16 protein-coding genes are annotated in these 21,391 nt (G+C 71.5%); 6 read left to right on the top strand and 10 right to left on the bottom strand.

All coding sequences use genetic code 11. The features are described from left to right. Positions 1 to 132: 132 nt before the first annotated feature. Positions 133 to 654: a DUF2505 domain-containing protein gene (locus SS2_RS14070; RefSeq protein ID WP_066465191.1), complete on the bottom strand. Its 522-nt coding sequence runs from the start codon at positions 652 to 654 to the stop codon at positions 133 to 135. A gap of 90 nt (positions 655 to 744) precedes the next feature. On the opposite strand from SS2_RS14070, the gene SS2_RS14065 reads away from it, so the two are divergent. Continuing rightward, positions 745 to 2,202 (top strand): sensor histidine kinase, encoded by a 1,458-nt coding sequence (locus SS2_RS14065; RefSeq protein ID WP_066465190.1) that lies wholly within the window; start codon positions 745 to 747, stop codon positions 2,200 to 2,202. A gap of 108 nt (positions 2,203 to 2,310) precedes the next feature. Here the strand turns inward: SS2_RS14065 and SS2_RS14060 are convergent, their stop codons facing one another. After that, positions 2,311 to 2,559, bottom strand: a complete 249-nt coding sequence (locus SS2_RS14060; protein WP_066465189.1) for a WhiB family transcriptional regulator — start codon at positions 2,557 to 2,559, stop codon at positions 2,311 to 2,313. 339 nt (positions 2,560 to 2,898) lie between these two features. Between SS2_RS14060 and SS2_RS14055 the strand changes: the two genes are divergently transcribed. After that, entirely contained in the window at positions 2,899 to 3,366 is a 468-nt protein-coding gene (locus SS2_RS14055) for a hypothetical protein (RefSeq protein WP_066465187.1), read from the top strand. Positions 3,367 to 3,442: 76 nt separating this feature from the next. Here SS2_RS14055 and SS2_RS17785 read toward each other — a convergent pair whose 3' ends face one another. The 5 genes from SS2_RS17785 to SS2_RS14030 all read right to left on the bottom strand — a co-directional run bounded on the left by SS2_RS17785 (position 3,443) and on the right by SS2_RS14030 (position 13,831). Next, complete coding sequence (locus SS2_RS17785; protein ID WP_217995616.1) at positions 3,443 to 7,954, bottom strand: FtsK/SpoIIIE domain-containing protein; 4,512 nt, start codon at positions 7,952 to 7,954, stop codon at positions 3,443 to 3,445. 261 nt (positions 7,955 to 8,215) lie between these two features. Beyond that, positions 8,216 to 10,816 (bottom strand): ABC transporter permease, encoded by a 2,601-nt coding sequence (locus SS2_RS14045; protein WP_083942261.1) that lies wholly within the window; start codon positions 10,814 to 10,816, stop codon positions 8,216 to 8,218. Beyond that, positions 10,816 to 11,634, bottom strand: a complete 819-nt coding sequence (locus SS2_RS14040) for an ABC transporter ATP-binding protein (RefSeq protein ID WP_066465826.1) — start codon at positions 11,632 to 11,634, stop codon at positions 10,816 to 10,818. Before SS2_RS14040 ends, SS2_RS14045 begins: the two co-directional genes overlap by 1 nt. A 186-nt stretch (positions 11,635 to 11,820) precedes the next feature. Continuing rightward, positions 11,821 to 12,534: a response regulator gene (locus SS2_RS14035; protein ID WP_066465184.1), complete on the bottom strand. Its 714-nt coding sequence runs from the start codon at positions 12,532 to 12,534 to the stop codon at positions 11,821 to 11,823. A gap of 55 nt (positions 12,535 to 12,589) precedes the next feature. Next, positions 12,590 to 13,831 carry a sensor histidine kinase gene (locus SS2_RS14030; protein WP_066465182.1) on the bottom strand — a complete coding sequence of 414 codons (1,242 nt, stop codon included), beginning with the start codon at positions 13,829 to 13,831 and terminating at the stop codon, positions 12,590 to 12,592. Positions 13,832 to 14,014: 183 nt separating this feature from the next. Here SS2_RS14030 and SS2_RS14025 point away from each other — a divergent pair, with 183 nt between their 5' ends. Continuing rightward, a complete protein-coding gene (locus tag SS2_RS14025; protein ID WP_066465180.1) occupies positions 14,015 to 14,698 on the top strand; it encodes a response regulator transcription factor in 684 nt (227 codons plus the stop codon). 50 nt (positions 14,699 to 14,748) lie between these two features. Further along, complete coding sequence (locus SS2_RS14020; RefSeq protein ID WP_066465178.1) at positions 14,749 to 16,077, top strand: sensor histidine kinase; 1,329 nt, start codon at positions 14,749 to 14,751, stop codon at positions 16,075 to 16,077. A gap of 15 nt (positions 16,078 to 16,092) precedes the next feature. Here the strand turns inward: SS2_RS14020 and SS2_RS14015 are convergent, their stop codons facing one another. Beyond that, positions 16,093 to 16,620: a GtrA family protein gene (locus tag SS2_RS14015; RefSeq protein WP_083942260.1), complete on the bottom strand. Its 528-nt coding sequence runs from the start codon at positions 16,618 to 16,620 to the stop codon at positions 16,093 to 16,095. Positions 16,621 to 16,697: 77 nt separating this feature from the next. On the opposite strand from SS2_RS14015, the gene SS2_RS14010 reads away from it, so the two are divergent. Both SS2_RS14010 and purE read left to right on the top strand, forming a co-directional pair. After that, entirely contained in the window at positions 16,698 to 17,891 is a 1,194-nt protein-coding gene (locus tag SS2_RS14010; RefSeq protein WP_369405218.1) for a 5-(carboxyamino)imidazole ribonucleotide synthase, read from the top strand. Positions 17,892 to 17,917: 26 nt separating this feature from the next. Continuing rightward, positions 17,918 to 18,448 (top strand): 5-(carboxyamino)imidazole ribonucleotide mutase, encoded by a 531-nt coding sequence (purE, locus tag SS2_RS14005; protein WP_066465176.1) that lies wholly within the window; start codon positions 17,918 to 17,920, stop codon positions 18,446 to 18,448. Positions 18,449 to 18,457: 9 nt separating this feature from the next. On the opposite strand, the gene SS2_RS17085 is transcribed toward purE, so the two are convergent. Next, positions 18,458 to 20,014: an LCP family protein gene (locus SS2_RS17085; RefSeq protein WP_083942326.1), complete on the bottom strand. Its 1,557-nt coding sequence runs from the start codon at positions 20,012 to 20,014 to the stop codon at positions 18,458 to 18,460. 11 nt (positions 20,015 to 20,025) lie between these two features. Beyond that, a complete protein-coding gene (locus SS2_RS13995) occupies positions 20,026 to 21,255 on the bottom strand; it encodes an LCP family protein (RefSeq protein ID WP_245643593.1) in 1,230 nt (409 codons plus the stop codon). Between the last annotated feature and the right edge of the window lie 136 nt (positions 21,256 to 21,391).

The raw sequence follows: 21,391 nt of genomic DNA, 5'->3' as shown, positions 1-21,391 counted from the left end.
CACGTGTCAAGCGTGGTGTGGTCATTTCGTGATGGTCACGGGTGTGACTCTAGCGTTTATGCAGGTCAGAGCGTTGCCCGACGGATCCGGTATGCGAAATCGTTACGTAGCGCACCGGCAGGATGGACGCGATCAGTCCTCGCCGCGACGACTCGGGTCGGCCAGCCACACGGCCGCGTAGGCCGCTTCCTCGGTCAAGGCGCTGCGGATCGCGTCGGCGGCAGCCGTCTCGATGCTCGCCCCGAACAGGGGGATCGGTGACTTCACGTCACCGGTGTACGTCATGACGGAGCCCTCCGCGGTGGGGACCAGCCGGATCGATCCCGTCATCCGTACCGGCGCGCCGGTGATCTCCACCGACACGGTCCCGTGGCGTTCCCCCTGCGGTCCGTCCATCGGCTCCGCCCACGCCTCGGTCTGGCGGATCTCGAGCTCGGTGCCGACGAAGGAGCGCACCTGCGGCGGGATCTGGTCGCTGGCGATGGTGCGCCGCACCGAGGAGGTGAAGCTCCCGTCGGGCCCGGCCGTCACATCGACCTGCACCACGCGCGAGCCGACATGCTCGGCCTTGAGCCGGATGAACTCGACGTCGTTGACCAGCCGCACCACGGCATCTGTGGGCACGGTGAAGTGAAGGTCAATGCTCGCGCGCATCGGAGGTCTCCTTCGAGGGGGTCAGGGAGCCCTGAGCCTACCGAACGCAGTCCTCTCCCGTGGTCCGCGTAGGCTTCATCTGTGTCGACCATGAGCAACCTTGTGTCCAAGTACGGCCGGCTGGAGCCTGCCGACGCCGAATGGCTCCACCTCCTCATCGGTGACTGGCAGCTCATCTCCGACCTCGCCTTCGCCGACCTGGTGCTGTGGTTGCCCATGGACGACGGCGCCTTCGTCGCGGTGGCACAGTGCCGCCCGAGCACCGGCGCCACGGTGCACTATGACGACATCGTCGGCTCCTTCGCCCCGGAGGGACTGCTGCCCCAGCTCGAGCGGGCGCTCACCGAGGAGAGCACACAGCGCTCGCGCGAGCCGCGCTGGTTCGGGACGTACGCGGTGCGCGAGGAGACCGTGCCCGTGGTCCACGACGGCCGGGCGATCGCCGTCGTCGCGCGCCAGACGAACCTGGGCAGCGGGCGGACCCCGAGCCGCCTCGAGCTCAACTACGTCGAGGCCGCGGACGACCTCATGAACATGGTCGCGACCGGGGAGTTCCCCTCACCGGACGGCGCGACCGGACCGCGCCGCGGCGCGCCCCGCGTGGGCGACGGTCTCATCCGTCTCAACTCCGAGGGTGAGGTGCTCTACGCGAGTCCCAACGCGCTGAGCTGCTTCCACCGCCTGGGTGTCATCGGGGCCCTCGTCGGCGAGTCGCTCATCGAGGTCGCGACCGAGCTCATCGAGCACAAGGTGCCCGTCGATGAGTCGATGCCGCTGGTCATCATGGGACGCGCACCGTGGCGCACCGAGATCGACGCCAAGGGCGTGTGCCTGTCGATCCGCTCGGTGCCGCTCACCGAGCACGGCCGGCGCATCGGCGCAGTCCTCATGTGCCGCGACGTCTCCGAGCTGCGCCGCCGTGAGCGTGAGCTCATCACCAAGGACGCGACCATCCGCGAGATCCACCACCGCGTGAAGAACAACCTGCAGACGGTCGCCGCGCTGCTGCGGCTGCAGGCGCGCCGCATGACGGTGCCCGAGGCGAAGGAGGCGCTCGAGGAGGCCATGCGCCGCGTGTCGACCATCGCCCTCGTGCACGACAGCCTGTCCCAGACCCTCGACGAAGAGGTCGAGTTCGACACCATGGTGGGGCGCGCGCTGCGTCTCGCCGCCGACGTCGCCTCCGCCGGGGTCAGCGTGCGGACGGTGCAGAGCGGGTCCTTCGGGCTTGTGCCGGCCCAGGACGCGACGGCGCTCGCTCTGGTGCTCACCGAGCTGGTGACCAACGCCGTCGAGCACGGCCTGTCGACGTCGGGCGGTGGGACCGTGGAGATCCACGCCCAGCGCGACGGCACGCACCTCACGGTGACCGTGGCCGACGACGGCGTGGGCATGAGCGAGGGCAAGGGGCCCTCCGGCGGCCTGGGGACGCAGATCGTGCGGACGCTCGTGACGAACGAGCTTCAGGGAGACATCGTCTGGGACGCGCGGCCCGACGGCGGCACCATCGTGACCGTCTCCGTCACCCTGCGAGGCATCACCTCCTGACCTACGGGCGACTGGGCAGACGACCGGTCGCGCGGCCGGACACGAAAGAGCCCGGCTCCCTGAGGGGCCGGGCTCTTGGGTCGCGCGGGGCGCGGTGTCTCGTCTGTGTCAGCTTGCGCGACGGGCGCGAGCGGTGCGGCGCTTGAGCGCACGACGCTCGTCCTCGGACAGACCGCCCCAGACTCCAGCATCCTGGCCGGACTCGATGGCCCACTTGAGGCACGTGTCCACGACCTCGCAGCGACGGCAGACAGCCTTCGCCTCGTCGATCTGGAGAATGGCCGGTCCGGTGTTACCGATCGGGAAGAACAGTTCGGGGTCTTCGTCGAGACAGGCTGCGCGGTGACGCCAATCCATGGGATCTCCTAGGCAGGGGAGAGTCAGCCCTGTGAAGGGAAGCTGGCTCGTGAGGGGGGGGTAACTGCTGGTAACTAGTTCACACCTCAATCAGCTGCGGCACAAGGGTTACGAGAAGGTTTCTATTCTGTGACGAGTGAGGTCTTGATCACATTTTTGGTCTCGGCTGCTGTCGGGATGGGTTATAAGCACGTCGACCCGCTGCGCGTCAAGGGCCGAATGGTGCCAATAGCGTGCGGAAGGTAGAAGATTCAACTTCTTGACTCGTGTGCCGGGCTCGGTGGGGCGTCGACTGGCGTCCTCCGGCGCTGTCGTGGTCCGCTAGTCTCAGAGTTACCTATGGCTAGCAACGATCACGAACCCTCCGCGACGCCGAGCGCACCGGTCACCGGGCGTGCCAGGCAGTGGGTCGCCCGGCCCAAGCCCCGCGCCGTCTGGGTCACCCTGTCCGCACTGGCGATCGAAGGTCTTGTCCTCGTCGTCTGCGCCGTCGTCGGTCTTGTCGACCTGGCCGGTCCGGACCGTGTGGTGTCGGTCGGCATCGCCCTGGTGATCTCCGCGGCGCTCGGTGCCTGGCTCCTGATCGCCTGCGCGATCGGCCTCGGGGCTGGGCGCACGTGGGTCCGCGGGCCTGCCATCACCGTCCAGGTGCTCACCGCCCTCGTCGGCGCGAGCCTGCTGCAGGGCGGGGCGACGGCCCTCGGTGCTGTGCTCCTCCTCGTCGGCGGGGCCACCCTCGTCGGTCTGCTCAGCCCGCCAGTGTCACGCTTCACCGGACGCACGACCTACTCCTTCCACCAGGACTGATCCTCCGGGTCCCATCAGGGCTGACCGTCGGGTCGGGCTTGAGGCTCCTGCGACCTGAGCCGGCCAGCACCACGATCTACCCGGTGACCTGGACGAAGGTCGACGACGAACCGTCCACGAGGACCCCGCGGCCGGGATGGTGGACCCCCGGCTCGACATGCCAGGCGAGGTCTGTCCCGAAGACCTCCGAGCTTCCCGGGGTGGCGGGTGAGAGCACCACGCCGAATCGCGCCGCGCGCAGCTCGGCCAGCGCGCCTCGAAAGGCCCCGGCGGCCGCGACAGTCGTGCTCGATGCCAGGACCGTGACGCGGGCGGCGCCGCTGTCCTCGACCATCATCCACAAGGCCTCCGCCGCGCCAGGGCACGAGAGCGCGAAGGCGTCGAGGTCGTCGATGACCAGCCGCTGCGTCGCCGCCGGATGGGAGCGCAGCCGGTCGGTCACCTCCGCCACGAAGCGCTCCGCCGCGGTTGGGGAGAGTCTCTCCAGCGTGGGAACGTCGCCCAGGGCGCGCGCGCCGGCGGCCAGGCGCGGGTCACGACTGACGACGCCGAGGACCGTCACGCCGGCCCCGGCCCCGGCCCCGGCACCGATGCCCGCCGACCCGCTCGATGGAGCGAGCAGATGGTCGAGGGTCCTGCTCCGCCCGGAGCCGTGCGGGCCGCAGACCAGCAGGCTCCTGTCACCACGGACCCAGACCGGCCCGGCGTCGTCTCCGCCGCGGCCGAGCAGTACCAGCCCGGGACCGGGCGCGCGGAGCCTGCTGGGCTGACCAGGGAAGGGGACCTCCTCGATCCGGACCGACAGGTCGCCGGGGTGATCGGTGGACCGTGAGGGCTGGCGAACGGTCGTCACGATCTCCGCGCGCGCAACCTGGCACAGCACCGGCTCCTCTCCAGTCACGAGCACGGCGCGTCCGGGCGACCCACCCAGGCCAGCCAGCGACGCGGGGATGCCGAGGTAGGTGTCGTCGTGCTTGTCGCGGCCGGCGAGGGTGAGGCGGTGGCGGACGAGCGCGGCGAGGGTCGACGACGGCAGCACCGCACCAGCGAGTGCGAAGACGACGCCGCAGGCCGGTCCTTCACGCAGCGCCGCAAGGAACAGGTCGACCCCGTCTCCGCGATGCAGCCCACCGAGCGCGGACAGCAGATCCTCCACCCCGTCGACGAGGACGAGGTGACGCGCCCGGTCGTCGGTCATCACGGCCCGAGCGCCCTGGACGACGGGTGCGGTGAGCACCCTCAGCAACCGGGCGACCCGGCGCGGGTCGGTGCGGGGGACCCGGGTGCCGACCTGCGGGTCACCCGGGTCGAACCCGGCCGTCAGGTCTGGTGGGCCCATCAGGTGCACGGTGAGGTCCGTGGAGAGCGCCGCCCGGGCCAGGGTGCGCAGCGCGGTCGTCCGGCCCGAGCCCGCGCGTCCGAGGATGAGCAGGTGCCCGTCGGATAGTGGCCAGCCCACGGGACGGTGCCGCTGCTCGCGTGGATGGTCCGCCAGCCCGAACAGCAGCGTGGTCGGTCCGGGGGCGGTCGCACCAAGCTCCTCCCACCGCAGGTCTGTGGGCAGCGGAGGGGACCACGGCACCCGCGGTCGCCCGATCCCGAGACTGGCCGCCAGGGACACCGCGCTCGCCACCAGGGCACCCGCCGGATCGAGGTGCTGCGCATCGCCGTCGACCGGACCCATGCCGCCGACGCCGTCGTCGCCGTCATCGCCGCAGGCTCTGTCGACCGATGCCGCGCCGGGCTGGCCCGCGAGCGTCGACGGGGCGGTCAGCGACCGTGCCGGCACAGGCCCCACCCGCAGATCAGGGGTCTGCGGATGGTCTGGGCTGTGCCACACACCGGGACCGTCGAGCGCGGGCTGACCGGCGGCGAGGTAGGTCTGCAGCAGCTCGGGGGCGCCTGAGCCGCGCCGGATCACCGCCCGCCCCGGTCGGTCGCCGGGGATGTCCGCGGCGTCGGGGGCGTCGATGACGTCGCGGGAGTCGGCCGGGCTGGAGACCCGCAGGGCGATGCGCAGCGAGATGTTCGCGCGCATGTCCGCGGTGATCGCGCCACCTGGTCGTTGGGTGGCCAGCACCAGGTGGATACCGAGAGAACGTCCCTGGGCGGCGATCCGGACCAGGCCCGGGATGAAGTCGGGGTGGTCCTCCGCCATGGCACGGAACTCGTCGACGACGATGAGCAGTCTCGGCAGCGGTTCACCACCACCACTACCGCCACCACCACTACCGCCCCCACCACTACCGCCCCCACCACTACCGCCATCCCCGCTCCCACCGGGCCCACCGCCACGACCACCGCCGCGAGGGCCGGTGCGCTGGGCGCGGTATGCCGCGAGGTCGGTGGCATCGACCTCGGCGAACAGGCGCTCGCGGCGGCGCAGCTCGGCCCTCAGCCCGGTCAGCGCGCGCTCCGCCGCGCCGGGGTCGAGGTCTGTCACCTGGCCTACGACGTGCGGCAGGTGGGCGCACACCCCGAAGCTCGCCCCACCCTTGTAGTCCACCAGCGCCACGGCGAGCTCGTCAGGAGAGTAGGCGAGGGCCAGGGTGAGGATGAGGGTCTGCAGCAGCTCCGACTTCCCCGACCCGGTGGTCCCGGCGACGAGGGCGTGGGGCCCGTCGCGGAGCAGGTCGATGCTCACCGTCCTCCTACCGGGGCCAACACCGATCCGCGCCTCGAGATGCTCCCTGCCTCCGCCCGTCTCGCCCGGCCGCCGTCCCGTGGCGACAGGTCCCTGCCCGTTGTCCCGCCACCGGCGTGCCACGTCGTCGATCCCGGGCACGTCGACGAGGGACGCATGTCGAGGAAGGTGAGCGGGGTCGGTGACACCGAGGGCAGACGACTCGGACGAGCGGGACGAGAGATGTGTGGCCCCCGGTCCGGCGCCGGCCAGACCCCAGCCACGGTTCCCGACTCTGGGGCCGTGGCCGTCATAGGACAGCGGAGGCCACCGACCGCGATGGTGCAGGGCCGCGACCCGGCGGGCGTAGGCCTCGGCCCAGTCGGCGTGCACGCCGTCGACGGGTGTGGTCTCGTCTGCGGTGCCCGGCGCGGACCAGAGGACCCGAGGGCCTCCAGCCCTGGCGTCGGACTGGATGTGCGCTCGGGCGGAGCACCAGGACGGGACCGCCGCGACGTCGTCGACGACGAGGATCAGCGCGGCCAGCGCTGCCTGCCCAGGGTGCCCTGTGTGCAAGCCGCCCAACCGGGCGGCCAGCTCGGGGAGGTCACCGCGGTCCACGACAAGCAGCCGGCCAGGTCCAGACGCCAGATCGAGGTGCGTGAGGACGCTCGGGGCGAGGACGCCGGCTCCCGGGAGCCAGCGCACCCAGGACCACGCCGCGCGGCGGCCTGGGTCGCACAGCACCGTCACGCTCTGCCCGCGTCCGGTCGCGTGCACGGAGAGGACCATCCGCGCCACGAGCGCCGACGCCGGCCCGCGAGGACCGATGACCGCCAGGCCGTCCGAGAGCTCGCCCGGTCGCCCGCCGGGCAGGTCGCCTTGCCGGCCGCCGGTCCCGAGGTGGGCGGACCGGTCCGGGACGGACACCGGACCGGCGCCGAGTCCGGTGCTCGCCGAGGGGCTGGGCGGGAGGCTGGGCAGCGCCGCGCAGGCGGCGGCTGCGGTGAGCAGGTCAGCCGCCGGGACCCCGGCACGCAGGGCGGCCCGTCCCCACGGGCTGTCCCAGGACCGGCGGAGGGCGGAGACAGGGGAGTGCTGGTCGCTGGCGTGACGGCGCCGCGCCAGGACCGGTCCGAGGAGCATCAGCGGGGCGGTGAGCGCCATGATCGCGAAGAGCGGGTTGCGCAGGACCACCGCCAGGGTGATCGACACGATCGCGGGGACGAGGGCTGCCAGGAGCATTCCGGCGGACGGACGGGTGCTGTCGGTCGAGGGCCGCCCAGCCGGGGAGTCGAGGGCTGCGAGCATCGCGGAGCAGGTCCACTCCGCCAGGACGGGCCGTTCGCGCAGCTCGACGGTGACGGGCGAGTCAGCGTGGTGGGTGCGGTCTTCGACCGTGAGCAGGTGCCCTGTCCTCCACCGCTGCCACGGAAGCCACGGAAGCCACGGAAGCCACGACAGGCGCCGCCACGGAGCAGGTCGAGAAGGTCGCACAGGAGTTGAGCCATGCCCCCACGTCCCGCGGCGGTGCAGGCGGCTTGCTGCGCGTCCGTCCGGGGCCGTCAGGCTCACCCGCGCGCCGTCCCCGCGCACCCCGACGCGGATGCTGCCGTGGCGACCCGGGCGCACCCGGACCCGGACGCTGGCCACGCCGGGCGGTGTGACCGGCGCCCCGACATCGAGCGGGATCAGGTCGCCCGCGCCCGGTCCGGTGAGCACGGCGAGGTGGACGGGCGCAGCGAGGGCGAGCTCCGGCGTCGGGCACGGGCCGGGGGAGGTGCGCAGGGTCGCTCCCGCCAGGAGCGGGGGCTGTCCGACGACGTGGTGGTCGTCGAGGCGGCGGTCGTCGACGTAGAGCGGGGAGCGGGCGAGCTCCGGGCGCCCCGTGCACGCGGCGAGCTCAGCACGCAGCTCTCCGAGCGGGCGCGCATGCGCCAGATGGACGTGCTGCCCGGGGTGCATGGTCACGGGAACACCGTCCTGCGCAGGTCCGAGGGGCGCAGGTCCGAGGTGCGCAGGTGCCAGGCGCGACGGCGGATGAGAGGCCGCAGGGACGGCGGGGTCAGGAGTCGCGGGCTGGGCCGATTGCGGGCTAGGCAGTGGGCCGGGCAAGAGTGATCGCACGCTGCGATCGTGCCCGCATCGAGCCGCACAGACAGCGGGGCCTGTGGTCCGTCGGGGACATCCCGACGATCCACAGGCCCCGTGCCTGCGCCTTCTGGGCTACTCGACCGCGAGCGCCTCGACCGGTGAGGTCCGGGCCGCGCTGCGGGCCGGGAGCACCGAGGCGAGCAGGCCTGCCACCACAGCGATCGCCACGACGAGGGTGACGTCACGCCACGGGACGGTCAGGCTGACATCGGCGAAGGTGCTCAGGACGATCATCGACCCGACCCACCCGTAGATCAGGCCGAGCACCACCCCGAGCACCGCACCCACACCGGCGATGAGGGTGCCCTCGATCGCCAGGGTGGCGCGCAGCTGACGCCGGCTCAGACCGATGGCCCGCAGGGTCGCCGACTCGCGACGGCGCTCCAGCACCGACAGGGAGAGCGTGTTTGCCACCCCGATGAGCGCGATGATCACGGCGATGCCGAGCAGCCCGACGATGATCGCGAGGAAGGTGTTGATGAGATCCTCCATCTCGGCCCGCTGCAAGGCCTGCCCGACCAGCGCCACCGGTGTCTCGGCCACGACGCCCTGGATGTCGGAGGCCGTCGCTGACGCGTCGGCGGAGTCAGTGAGCTTCAACCATGCGCCGTTGACGCTGGCGGCGGCGTCGAGCTGATCGCCCACGACAGGGCTCGCCACGATGGAGATGGTGCCGACCTGCGTCACCGTCACTCCCACCGTCACCGTCCCGTCCGGGCCGCGCAGCTCCAGCGTGGACTCGGAGTCGAGGTTGTAGTTGCTGGCGGTGAAGCGGTCGACGGCCACGGTCGTGTCGTCAAGACCGGCGAAGAGCCCGTCCACGTTGACCGACTCGGCAGCCTTGGCCGGGTCGACGATGGTGAGCTCGTTGTCCTCGCTGACCGTGCCGTCCGGCCAGGTGATGGACACAGGCGCCGTGGTCACCTCTGCCAGGACGGCGACGCCAGAGATGTCAGACAGCTCCCCGAGGATGGTGGGGCTCAGGACCGACGGGGCTGAGGAGCCGTCTCCAGGGTCGGAGGTCATCCCCGCACCCTCGATCGCGAAGTCGAAGGGATACTCCTGGTCGAGGGTTCCGTCGAGGGAGGTGCGGGCCGTGGCGGCGCCCACGGACATCATCGCCACCAGCGTGACGCCGATGAGCAGCGCGGTGCTGGTCGCTGCGGTGCGGCGCGGGTTGCGCAGCGTGTTGGCGGCCGCGAGCTGAGCGCTCGCGCCGGAACGGTTGAGCAGGCGGGCGACCCACGAGACGATCGCGGGGACCCAGAAGACCGCCCCCAGCAGCACGCCCACGAAGGAGGCAGCCCCGCCGACCATGCCGGCCAGCAACCCCAGCTCGACCGAGACGTCCGTCGCGAGCGGGAGGCCGGCCACCATGAGCGCACCTCCGCCCAGGACCAGGAGCAGCGAGAAGACCAGGCGGACTCTGCTCGTTCGCGTCGAGACCTTCTCCAGCTCGGCCGGGCGCAGCGCGGCGAGTGGCGCGACCCTCGTGGCAGCGCGTGCGGGGACGAGGCTGGCCAGCACGGTCACCAGGGTGCCCACCACGAGCGGCCACACCACGGAGCCGACGGTCACGGTGATCGTCTGCGGGATGGGCACGTCGAGATCGAATCGCTGCAGGATCAGCACCGTGGCCTGGACCAGCAGCGCTCCCGTCGCGAAGCCGATCGCAGAGGAGACCAGCCCGAGCAACGACGCCTCGAGCAGCACCGAGGAGCGGAGCTGCCGCTTGCTCGCACCGACGCAGCGCAGCAGGGCGAGGGTGCGGGTGCGCTGGGCGACGATCACCTGGAAGGTGTTGGAGATCACCAGCGCCGCGACGAGCAGCGCGACCGCTGCGAAGGCCAGGATCGTCATGGTGAAGACGTCCTGTCCGTTGGTGACCGCCGCGACGGACGCGAGCGCAGCCTCGTCCTTGGTCATCACGGTGAACCCGGGCGTGCCGAGGGCCTGCAGCTCGCTGCGTGCCGTCTCGATCGCCGTGCCGGGAGCCAGCATGACGGTCGCCTCGCGGAACGTTGCTCCCCACCCGGCCTCCATCCGGGTAGCGACGGAGTCCTGGGAGACGAGTCCGGCGCCTCCGGTCATGGAGAACGCGCCGTCAGGGTCGTCCACCAGACCGACGACGACGAGCGACTGGTTGGTGGTCGACCACTCCTCCTCGCCGTTCTCCCCGGTGGTGAGGGTGTCCACGGCCTCGGTGACCGTGCCACCGAGGCTGACGCCCAGGCGCTCGGCGACGTCGGCGGGCAGTGCGATCTCCTCCGGCGTCTCAGGCAGCGAGCCGCCAGTGAGCTCGAGGGGCTGCAGGGACGGGTCGCTGCCCACCCCGATCACTGGCACGTAGGAGGACTTCGAGCCGACGTTGAGCATCGCTGAGATGGTGAGCACCGGGTCGGCGGCCTGCACACCCTCGACCGACCTGATCGTGTCGAGGTCAGCCGTCTCGAGCTCGGCGGCGTAGGCGGGGACCCCGGGCTCCGGGGTGGCCTGCACGATGAGTGACGCGTCGGCGTAGCTGGCGGCGATCGAGTCGTAGCTGGACCGCTTGAGCACCTCCCCGGCGAGCAGGGTCGCGGCGACAAAGGCCGTGCCGATGACGATGGCGATGCCCGCGGCCGTCAACCGGCCCAGGCTCCGTCGCATCTGGGCGAGGGTGAGGGTGAACATCAGGCGCTCACCTGCGCACCGGTGTCTGCGGTGGTCTCGAAGGTGCGCAGCGCGTCCAGCCCGGCCAGGACGGACTCCGGGGTCGGGTTGGCGATGTCCCCGGCGATCCGGCCGTCGGCGATGAGCACCACGCGGTCGGCGTAGGCGGCGGCGGCCGGGTCGTGGGTGACCATGATGATGGTGCGCCCCAGCTCGCGGACCGAGCGGCGCAGGAAGCTGAGCACCTCGGCGCCGGAGCGGGAGTCCAGGTTCCCGGTGGGCTCGTCAGCGAAGACGACCTCGGGGCGGGCGATGAGCGCCCGGGCGATGGCCACGCGCTGCTGCTGCCCGCCGGACAGCTCCGCGGGGCGGTGGGAGAGGCGCTCGCTCAGCCCGAGGGTGGTGACCAGGGTGGCCAGCCAGTCCTTCGTGGCCGCGTCGAGCTTGGCCCCGGCCAGCGTGAGCGGCAGCGTGATGTTCTGCTCGGCGGTGAACATCGGCAGCAGGTTGAAGGACTGGAAGACGAAGCCGACCCGGTCCCGGCGCAGGGCGGTCAGCTGGTTGTCGTCAAGCCGCGTGACGTCGGTGCCACCGATGAAGGCCTGGCCCGAGGATGCCGTGTCCAGGCCGGCGAGCAGGTGCATGAGCGTCGACTTGCCTGAGCCGGAGGGGCCCATGATGGCGGTGAACTGACCCGCAGCGAAGTCCACGTCGACGCCGTCGAGCGCCTTGACCGTGCCCTCGCCGCGACCGTAGAGCTTGGTGAGGGCGCGGGCCCGGACGGCTGGCAGTGCGGTCTCGGGTGCGGGCGACGGTGTGTGATGCGCGGCGGTGTCCACGGAGGTCTCCAAACGGCGGGTCGAGCGACGGGAACGAGCGAGGTTGTGGTCGCCGAGGCCTGGGGTGACCCAGGTCCTCGGCGCACCGCCTACGCTATCGACGCGACCTCGCCGCCAGCGTCGGGCTGGGGGAGGGTTGTGCTGGTGGCAGATGTCATCCTGCAGGGGGACACCGCCGGTCACGGGTCATTCGCCAGGACGGATGAGCCCGGTCTCGTAGGCGGTGACGACAGCCTGCACCCGGTCACGGGCGCCGAGCTTGGCGAGGATCCGTCCGACGTGCGTCTTCACCGTCGCCTCGGCGACAAAGAGGTCGCTCGCGATCTCCTGGTTGGACCGACCACGCGCCATGGCCATGAGCACCTCGCGCTCGCGGTCGGTCAACGAGCTGATCGCGGAGGCCTGGGCGGACTCGACGAGCTGCTCCTGAGGGAGCGGGGTGATGAGCCGGTCGAGCAGGCGCCGGGTGGTGGAGGGCGCGATGACCGCGTCGCCGGAGTGCACGGTGCGGATCGCGGCGAGCATCTCCTCAGGAGGGGCATCCTTGAGCAGGAAGCCGCTCGCCCCGGCGCGGATCGCCTCGAGGGCGTACTCGTCGAGGTCGAAGGTGGTCAGCACGATGATCCGGGGCACGGTCGCGGTCCCCGCCGCGGACCACACCTCGGTGAGCTGGGCCGTGGCCGCCAGGCCGTCCAGGTTCGGCATCCGCACGTCCATGAGCACGACGTCGACCTCGTGGTCGGTGAGCAGGCGCACCGCCTGGGCGCCGTCGCCGGCCTCGAGCACGACGGTGAGGTCGGGCTGGGAGTCGATGACCATCCGGAACCCGGCCCGCAGCAGCTGCTGGTCGTCGACGATGGCGACCCGGATGGGCGGGGTGGACACGGGCTCGAGGTACATGGTCGTGACGGCTCCTTGGGTGAGGGCGGGTGTGCGGCGTCGGTCGCGGGGCCGGTCAGGGACCGGTGCGCTGCGCGGGAAGCGGCAGGTCAAGCATCACACGGAAGCCGCCGCCGGGACGGGGGCCGGAGACGATGGTGCCGCCGAACATCGCGGCGCGCTCGCGCATGCCCAGCAGCCCGTGCCCGCCGCCGTCGGAGCCCGCCGAGGCGCCGCGTCCGTCGTCGTCCACCTGGAGCTGGACGCTGTTGGCGCCCCAGCCGAGCACGACGGTGACGGTCGGGTCCGGGCCGGCGTGCTTGAGGATGTTGGTGAGCGCCTCCTGGCAGATCCGGTACAGGGTCAGGCCGGTGCCTGGGGGAAGGGTCCGGGCCACGCCCATCCGCACGAGGGAGACCCGCAGCCCCGAGGCGCGGACCTGGCTGACGAGCGTCTCGATGTCCGACGCCGCGGGCTGGGGAGTGAGATCGGCTGACGGCGCGCGGGGGTCCGTGGGCGAGCCGGTGGGGTCGTTGCGCAGCACCCCGAGCAGACGTCGCATGTCCGCCAGCGCCGCGCGGCCGGTCTCGGCGATGGTGCCCAGGGTGCGGGCCGCGGCGTCGGGATCGGTCGCGGCCATGTACCGGCCGCCGTCGGCCTGGGCGATCATCACCGAGAGGGAGTGCGCGACGATGTCGTGCATCTCGCGGGCGATGCGCGCCCGCTCGGCGGCGGTGGCCAGCTGCACCTGCTGGTCGCGCTCGATCTCCAGGCGCAGCGCACGGTCCCGCAGGGCCCCGATGGTGTCCCGGCGGGCGCGGCGCACCAGGCCGAAGGCCCAGGTGGCCAGGAACATGGATCCGGCGACCGTGGTCGTGGCCATGATCGCGATGATCATGTCGGTGTCCTGGCCGATGAGCGCCCCGAGGATGAAGCACCCGACCGCGCTCGAGGCGATGGCGACGCGGTGCGCCCACCGCGGGCCGTAGACCGTCACCGAGAACAAGGAGACGAGGACGAAGAGGTCCGCCGGGAAGACCATCGGGATGCCGAGCACCACCATGTGGACCAGCGCGACGCTGTACACCAGGACCGCGGAGAGCACCGGGTGGGTGCGGCGCAGGGCGAGCGGGGCGATGAGGGCGAAGGCGACCAGGGCGTGGAGCTCGCTCGAGCTCCCGCTGACCGTGTCGAAGCCGGAGGCGGTCAGCGCGGAGGAGGCGGGGACGACGACGACGAGCAGGGCTGCGGTGACGAGGAGGTCGACGGCGCCGCGGTGGGAGTCGGACCATCGCGCGTAGCGGTCGTACCAGTTCATGGCGCCCAGCCTAGGCATGGTCGCCGTCCGGCGGCGTCAACCTGTGGGGGGAGAGGCGACCGACGGGGGTCCGCCTCAGGTCGGCGGCCGTTTTGCGCCTTTTCTCACGCCCCGGGAATGTGTGACGAGGTAGGCACGCTGCTCGATGGGTCTCACGGCTCTGTCATGACCTAGCATGGGCGAATGACCCACGTACTTCTGGCAGAAGACGACCCGGCAATTGCCGAACCTTTGGCGCGCGCGCTCTCCCGTGAGGGTTACAACGTCGTTGTGCAAGGAACTGGTCAAGGCGCGATCGACAACGCGTCTGTCGCCGATCTCATCGTCCTGGACCTCGGTCTGCCGGACATGGACGGCCTCGAGGTGGCGCGGGCGATCCGCAGCCTGGGGCTGACCACCCCGGTCCTCGTCCTCACCGCTCGTGCCGACGAGGTGGACCTCGTCGTCGGGCTGGACGCCGGGGCCGACGACTACGTGACCAAGCCCTTCCGGCTCGCCGAGCTGCTCGCCCGGGTGCGCGCGCTGCTGCGTCGCACCCACGGCGACCCCGCCGACGTCGAGGAGCTCCAGGCGCAGGACGTCAAGGTTGACGTCGCGGCCCACCGTGCCTTCCAGGGCGAGCGTGAGCTGCACCTGACGACCAAGGAGTTCGAGCTTCTGCGCGTCCTGGTCCAGGGCGCCGGCACCGTCGTCGTGCGCGACACCCTCATGCGTGAGGTCTGGGGGTCGGAGCCCATCGGCTCCACCAAGACCCTCGACATGCACGTGTCGTGGCTGCGCCGCAAGCTCGGCGACGACGCCAACTCCCCGCGCTACATCACCACCGTGCGGGGCCTCGGCTTCCGTTTCGAGTCCGGCGAGAACTGACAGAGCTCCGGGTGCCCCGCTGGGGACCGCCCGGTAGGGAGCACTAGAGCATGCGCCGTCGAGTACTGCTTGCCACCGTCTCCGCGGTGGCTGTGGCCGTCATCCTCCTGGGGTTGCCGCTGGCGATCCTCGGTGCCTCGTTGGTCCGCGACAACGAGGTGCGCGACCTGCAGTCACGCACCTCCGAGCTGGGCCGGGCGGTGGAAGGGCGGATCGCTCGCGGTGAGGCGATCGACGAGACCTTCCTCAACCGGTACGTCGGCGGGGAGAACGGTCGGATCGGCGCCTACATCGTCGTGGTCAGCCCCGACGGCACGACGGCCACTGCCGGCGAGCCGATCTCCGGCCGGGTGGTGGAACGCCCGATCCGCACCCAGTCCAACGCGACGATCCAGATCGCCGTCTCCTACTGGGACATCTACCTGCGCAGCGCGCAGGTCGTGGTGCTCGTCGTCGCCGCGGCCGTGGTGGCCTTCGGAGCAGGCATCGTCATGGCCGTGTGGCAGGCCAACCGTCTCTCCGCCCCGCTCGTCTACCTCGCGGCCTCGGCCGAGCAGCTCGGCTCGGGGCAGGTGCGCCCGCGCATCGAACCCTCCGGTGTCGAGGAGATCGACCTGGTGGCCGCCGAGCTGGCCCGCAGCTCCGACCGGATGGCCGGTCGGTTGGCTGCCGAGCGCCAGTTCGCCTCCGACGCCTCCCACCAGCTGCGCACCCCGCTGACCGCCCTGTCCATGCGCCTGGAAGAGATCTCCTTGGCTGCCGGGGACAACGAGGAGGTCCAGGAAGAGGCACGGATCTCCCTCGAGCAGGTCGAACGCCTGGTCCAGGTGGTCGACGACCTGCTCTCACGCTCACGCACCTCCGGTGGGACCACCGAGGCCGTGCACCTCATCGACGTGGTGCAGCAGCAGGAGGAGGAGTGGGCTCCTACCTTCCTCAAGCACGGTCGCACGCTCGTCGTCGACGTCTCCCCGGACGTCCACGTGCTCGCCACCCCGGGCGCTCTCGCCCAGGTGCTGGCCACCCTCATCGAGAACTCCCTCAAGCACGGCGCCGGCACCACGACGGTGCGCGCCAAGCCCTCGGGGCCGAGCGGGGCGATGGCCGTCCAGGTCTCGGACGAAGGGCCCGGCGTGCCGGACGACCTGGCCCCGCGGATCTTCGAGCGGGAGGTCACCTCGGGCAAGGGGACCGGGCTGGGCCTTGCCCTTGCCCGCGACCTCGTGGCAGCCGACGGCGGCCGTCTGGAGCTCTCGCAGCGTCGCCCGCCGGTGTTCTCGGTGTTCCTGTCTGGCGTGCCGCGGACCATGGACCCCGAGCTCGTGCTGCCTCACGGCACCACGATCTCGAGCCGCTCGAAGCGTCGCCGGAGCTGGTAGACGGTCGCCTGCGCCTCAGCGGCGCGGCGCGGTGCTGGTGTCGCTGTGCGCCGCGGCGTCGGGCGTGGCGGTGAAGACCCACGTGCGGTAGGCGACGTAGCGGAAGACCATGCCGAGGACCAGCCCGACGCCGTTCGCGGAGATGTTGTCCGCCAGCGGGGAGCGCAGGTCCAGGACGTAGTGGGAGAAGGCCAGACAGCCGATCGCGATGGCCATCCCGCCGATGTTCACCACCACGAAGCCGGCGAACTCGCGCAGCTGGGTGTCGGTGCGCCGGTCGGAGAAGGTCCAGAACCGGTTGCCCAGCCACGCGACCACGGTCGCCACGGCGACCGAGATGATCTTGGCCGTGATGGGCTTGTCCTCGAGCACCTCGCCCGGACCGAAGCGCAAGAGGTTGAACAGCCCCGTGTCGACGACGAATGCCACGCCGCCCACCGCGCCGAAACGCATGAGCTCGCGGATCCGAGCGAGGACAGCGGCGCGGCGACCGGGCGCCGGAGCGTCGTGGGCGGCCACGGAGGAGCGGCCTCGGATGGTCATGGTCGAAGATTATCGCGGATGACCACGGTCGGTGTTCGTGCTGGTCTCGACTAGGCTGGCTCACTGTGGCAGCTCCAGTGATTGCAGTAGTAGGTGGCGGGCAGCTCGCCCGGATGATGGCCCCCGCAGCGGCCGAGCTCGGCGTGCACCTGCGCGTCCTGGTCGAGGCGGCGGACTCCTCGGCGGGGCAGGTGGTCGTCGACTCACCGGTCGGCGCGGCCTCCGACGAGCAGGCGCTCCGTGCCCTCGTGACGGGTGCCGACGTGCTGACCTTCGAGCACGAGCACGTGCCCAACGACCTGCTCCACGAGCTCGTCGCCGCGGGTGTCCCCGTGCACCCCGGCCCCCACGCCCTCGTCCAGGCCCAGGACAAGATCGTCATGCGACGCCGGCTCACCGAGCTCGGAGCCCCATGCCCGCGCTGGGCCGAACTCTCTCGCGACGAGCCCACCGCCCGCGCCCAGCTCGCCGACTTCCTCACTGCCAGCCCCGGCGGTGAGGCAGTGGTCAAGACCTCCCGCGGCGGCTACGACGGCAAGGGCGTGCGCGTGGTGACGTCTCCCGACGACGTCGCCGACTGGTTCTCCGGCGTGACCTCCGGCGGCCCGACCCTCCTCGTGGAGGAGAAGGTCCCCTTCACCCGCGAGCTCGCCGTCCTCGTGGCGCGTCGCCGGAGCGGGGAGGTCCGCACCTGGCCCGTCGTGGAGTCCGTCCAGCGCGACGGCGTCTGCTCCGAGGTGGTGGCCCCCGCCCCGGACCTCACCGAGGCCGAGGCCGAGGAGGCACGGTCGGCTGCGGTGGCCATCGCCGAAGGTCTTGATGTCACGGGCGTGCTCGCCGTCGAGCTCTTCGAGGTCGTCACCGAGGACGGGGAGCGCACGATCGTCGTCAACGAGCTCGCCATGCGACCTCACAACTCCGGGCACTGGACCATCGACGGGTCGGTGACCAGCCAGTTCGAGCAGCACCTGCGCGCCGTCCTGGACCTGCCGCTCGGCGAGACCCGCCCGACCGCGCCGTGGACGGTCATGGCGAACGTGCTCGGCAGCTCCCTCGCCCAGATGACCGACGCGCTGCCGGACGTCCTGGCAGCCTTCCCCGACGCCCGCGTGAACCTCTACGGCAAGGACGTGCGCCCGGGCCGCAAGCTCGGCCACGTCAACGTCAGCGGAACCGACCTGGACGACGTCCGACGCCGAGCCATGGCGGCTGCGGCCATCCTGCGCGGGGAGACCGTCGCCGAGGCGGCCGCGCCATCAGCCACCATCTGACCAGCCAGTCGAGCAAGGGAACGCACATGAGCAACGCAGTCGTCGGGATCGTCATGGGATCGGACTCCGACTGGCCGGTCATGCAGGCCGCCGCGGACGCGCTGACCGAGTTCGGTGTGGCGATCGAGGTCGACGTCGTCTCCGCGCACCGGATGCCGACCGAGATGATCGACTACGGCCGCGAAGCCGCCGGGCGTGGGCTACGCGTCATCATCGCCGGCGCCGGAGGGGCAGCACACCTGCCCGGCATGCTCGCCGCGGTGACCCCGCTGCCGGTGATCGGTGTCCCGGTGCCGCTCGCCTACCTCGACGGGATGGACTCCCTGCTCTCGATCGTGCAGATGCCGGCCGGGGTGCCCGTCGCCACGGTCTCGATCGGCGGAGCGCGTAACGCGGGCCTGCTGGCCGCGCGGATCCTTGCCAGCGGGACCGACGAGACGTCGCTCGCGCTGCGTCAGGCGATGCTCGACTTCCAGGACGAACTGAGCGAGCAGGCCAAGGCCAAGGGCGCCAAGCTGCGTGCCGGGCGCGAGCAGCGCACCGGATTCGCAGTCTGACGACGCGCTCTACTGCGGGAGGCCGCCCACCACGCCGGCGGGGGTCGTACCCTCGCGGATGTCGGTCCAGAACTGAGGGCTGCGCTCGGGGTCGAGCTGGACAGCGGACCCGACGCTCCCTGGACGGTAGTCCAGGCTGCTCAGCGGCGGGGTGCCGGTCACGCCGTCAGGGCCGTTCGCGGCACGGAAGGCGAGCGCCATCTTGGCCAGGTCCACGATGTTCGTGCCGTCGTCGACGGTGAGGACGTCCAGACCCGCACTGATGAGCGAGCGCTGGGTGCCGGGCTTGACGAGGATCGACTTGTCCTGGAGCGCCGAGGTCACCGCACCGATCACCTGACGCTGCCGCTCGGCCCGTCCGATGTCCCCGGTGGGGTCGGAGTAGCGCATGCGCGAGAAGGCGAGTGCCGTCGTGCCGTCTGCGGTGTGGCAGCCGGCCGTCCAGACCAGTCCGCTCAGCTCATCGTTCACGTCGTAGTCGAGGCAGAGCTCCACCCCGCCTACGGCGTCCACGATCGTCTCGACCCCGCTGAAGCCGATCTCGATGTAGTGGTCGACCGTCATGCCGGTCATGCCTTCGACCGTCTGGACGAGCAGCGGTGCCCCGCCCCAGGAGTATGCGGAGTTGAGCTTGTTCGGATCGTGCCCCGGGATGTCGACGTAGGAGTCGCGCGGCAGGCTGATGAGGGACGTCGCTCCAGAGTCGGGCACGTGCAGCACCATGATGGTGTCTGTGCGTGCACCGACCGTGCCGTCGTCACCGACGGTGCCGTCCGCGCGGGAGTCGGAACCGGCGAGCAGATACGTGGTACCCGCCGTTCCCGAGGCGCCGGAGAGCGCCTCGATGTGGTTGATCTTGCCGTTGGCCCACACCAGCAGGCCGACCGGCCAGGCGATGGCCAGGATGAGCAGCAGGGCGACGCCGAGCGCGGCGATCCGGCCCCACCGGGGCGTCGCGCGCTGGGTGGGGAGTGGCCCGACGGGACCACCCGGGGCGCCGCCGCGGGTAGCCTGTGCGCGCCCGGCGCTCTGTGCCGCTCGGGGCGTTGCTCTGTCCGCTGCGGTGACGGCACCAGCCAGGGGCGGCGCTGTCCGTGCACGGGGGGACGCGGACCGGGGCGTCTGGACCGGACGCGCCGGCCCGGCGTCTGCACCTGGCCGGCTCGTGCGGACAGCGGGCTCGAAGGCGGCTGGCCGCGAAGGGTCAGCCGCCGGCTGTGCCGCACCCGCGGCGGGCCGCGGCGTACCGCCGCTGGACACCGGACGGGCGGGGCGTGCAGGGGGCGGCGTAGCGGCACGCGGTGCGGCCGCGGGGATGCGTCCGGAGGACCCGCTGCGTGGCGCGTTGCTGCTCAGGTGACCATCGGCGTCGGAGGAGGTCCGGCGGACGACCGGTGGCCGCGAGCCACCCGAGCTGGCGGCTGGGACGGCGCGCAGGACGCCGTCGCCGGTGTCGCCGACCTCGATCGTGGCCTCACGCGCTGAGGGGCGTGGTGGACGCCCCGATTGCGGCGTGAAGCTCGGCGGAGGGATCGCGCTGGGCCGGGGCTCGTCGTTGGGAGTCATGGATGCCCCGTTCAGCCGCACGTCACAAGCGTGTCGGCGGCGGTGGTCAGGCCCTTCGGCGGGGCTGACGTGGTGGTGGGGGTCGGCTGGGGAGCTGCCTCCGGCGTCGTGACCTCAGGGGTGGCGGTGTCGGCCGGAGCCGTGTCGGCTGCGTCTGTCGTACCCGCGCCCGCTGCGGGCAGCTGAGGCGTCTCGACCGGGGCTTCCTCGACCGGCGTCGATCCGTCGATCGGTCGGTCGGCGGCCATGTTCTCCCAGATCGTGTCTGCAGCAGAGGTCCACACGACACGGTTCTTGTCCGAGGGAGCGTCTGCGACCGGGACGGTGAGGAAGTTGATACCCGCGGCGTCCAGGCCGCGCAGCGACAGGGCGAGCCCGCTGAGATTCTGCAGTGAGGCGAAGTTCTGGCTGGCCTTGAGCGACGACGTCGCGGCGTTGAGGAACTGCAGCAGGCCGGGTGCGTCGGTGAGGAGGTTCTGGTCCAGCAGCGCCTTCGCGGTGGCCCCGAGGAGCTCCTGCTGGCGCGTGATCCGTGTGAGGTCGGAGCCGTTGAGCCCGGTGCCCTTGCGTGCCCGGGCCAGGCCCAAGGCCTGTGCGCCGTTGAGAGTCTGCTGACCGGCCTCGAGGTTGAGGTCCGCCTCAGGGGCCACGATGGCCTCGGGGATGCACATCGGCACCCCTCCGATGGCATCGATCATCGACTGGAAGCCGGCGAAGTCCACGACGACGAACCCGTCGAGGTAGACGTCGGTGAGAGACATGACCGTCACCATCGCGCAGGTGGCGGCGGAGGCAATGTCTCCACCGGTATCCCAGCCGAGAGCGAAGGCCGAGTTGAACATCGCGTTCGACCGCGGCTTTGTCATGGATCCATCAGTCATCTCGCACGAGGGGATGTCGACCAAGGAGTCGCGCGGGATGGAGACGAGCTCCACCCGGCTCCGGTCAGCCGAGATGTGCATGACGATCGTCGTGTCAGACCGCATCCCGCCGGCGTCGCCGCCGATCGTGGCGTTCTCCCCGCTGCGGTCGTCAGAGCCCATGAGCAGGATGTTGACCGGGAGTCCCGCCTTCGGGTCCTCCGGGTCGGCCGTGGGAGCGGCAGGGAGCCCTTCGACCGCGGCGAGGCGATCGGAGATGTCGATCGACTCGATGTTGTTCTGGAACTTGTAGATCACGGCACCCGCCCCGGTGGCGATGAAGGCGAAGGTGCCGGCGAGGACCAGAGAGATGCCGCGCATCACGTGGTGCTTGCGGGTGATCCGAGCATGCCGAGGGTCGCGCCCAGCAGCAGCTGAGTCCTGTGCGCGGAGCGCGGCCCGGGTCGGGGCATGAGGATTCGTCACGATTGGCAATCCTAGGTTGGTGGGGCGCAGA

It is taken from the genome of Sanguibacter suarezii NBRC 16159 (assembly GCF_001552735.1).
GTDB lineage: Bacteria > Actinomycetota > Actinomycetes > Actinomycetales > Cellulomonadaceae > Sanguibacter > Sanguibacter suarezii.
Note: the sequence above shows the minus strand (reverse complement) of the source record. Positions and strands in the feature narration are given on the sequence as shown.

Excerpts from the sequence above, each read along its gene's own strand:
- SS2_RS13995 (WP_245643593.1), bottom strand. The coding sequence starts at position 21,255 with ATGCGCGGCATCTCTCTGGTCCTCGCCGGCACCTTCGCCTTCATCGCC.
- SS2_RS14065 (WP_066465190.1), top strand. The coding sequence starts at position 745 with ATGAGCAACCTTGTGTCCAAGTACGGCCGGCTGGAGCCTGCCGACGCC.
- SS2_RS14055 (WP_066465187.1), top strand. The coding sequence starts at position 2,899 with ATGGCTAGCAACGATCACGAACCCTCCGCGACGCCGAGCGCACCGGTC.
- SS2_RS14070 (WP_066465191.1), bottom strand. The coding sequence starts at position 654 with ATGCGCGCGAGCATTGACCTTCACTTCACCGTGCCCACAGATGCCGTG.
- SS2_RS14020 (WP_066465178.1), top strand. The coding sequence starts at position 14,749 with ATGCGCCGTCGAGTACTGCTTGCCACCGTCTCCGCGGTGGCTGTGGCC.
- SS2_RS14035 (WP_066465184.1), bottom strand. The coding sequence starts at position 12,534 with ATGTACCTCGAGCCCGTGTCCACCCCGCCCATCCGGGTCGCCATCGTC.
- SS2_RS14025 (WP_066465180.1), top strand. The coding sequence starts at position 14,015 with ATGACCCACGTACTTCTGGCAGAAGACGACCCGGCAATTGCCGAACCT.
- SS2_RS17085 (WP_083942326.1), bottom strand. The coding sequence starts at position 20,014 with ATGACTCCCAACGACGAGCCCCGGCCCAGCGCGATCCCTCCGCCGAGC.
- SS2_RS14030 (WP_066465182.1), bottom strand. The coding sequence starts at position 13,831 with ATGAACTGGTACGACCGCTACGCGCGATGGTCCGACTCCCACCGCGGC.
- SS2_RS17785 (WP_217995616.1), bottom strand. The coding sequence starts at position 7,954 with ATGCACCCCGGGCAGCACGTCCATCTGGCGCATGCGCGCCCGCTCGGA.
- purE (WP_066465176.1), top strand. The coding sequence starts at position 17,918 with ATGAGCAACGCAGTCGTCGGGATCGTCATGGGATCGGACTCCGACTGG.
- SS2_RS14015 (WP_083942260.1), bottom strand. The coding sequence starts at position 16,620 with ATGACCATCCGAGGCCGCTCCTCCGTGGCCGCCCACGACGCTCCGGCG.
- SS2_RS14045 (WP_083942261.1), bottom strand. The coding sequence starts at position 10,816 with ATGTTCACCCTCACCCTCGCCCAGATGCGACGGAGCCTGGGCCGGTTG.
- SS2_RS14060 (WP_066465189.1), bottom strand. The coding sequence starts at position 2,559 with ATGGATTGGCGTCACCGCGCAGCCTGTCTCGACGAAGACCCCGAACTG.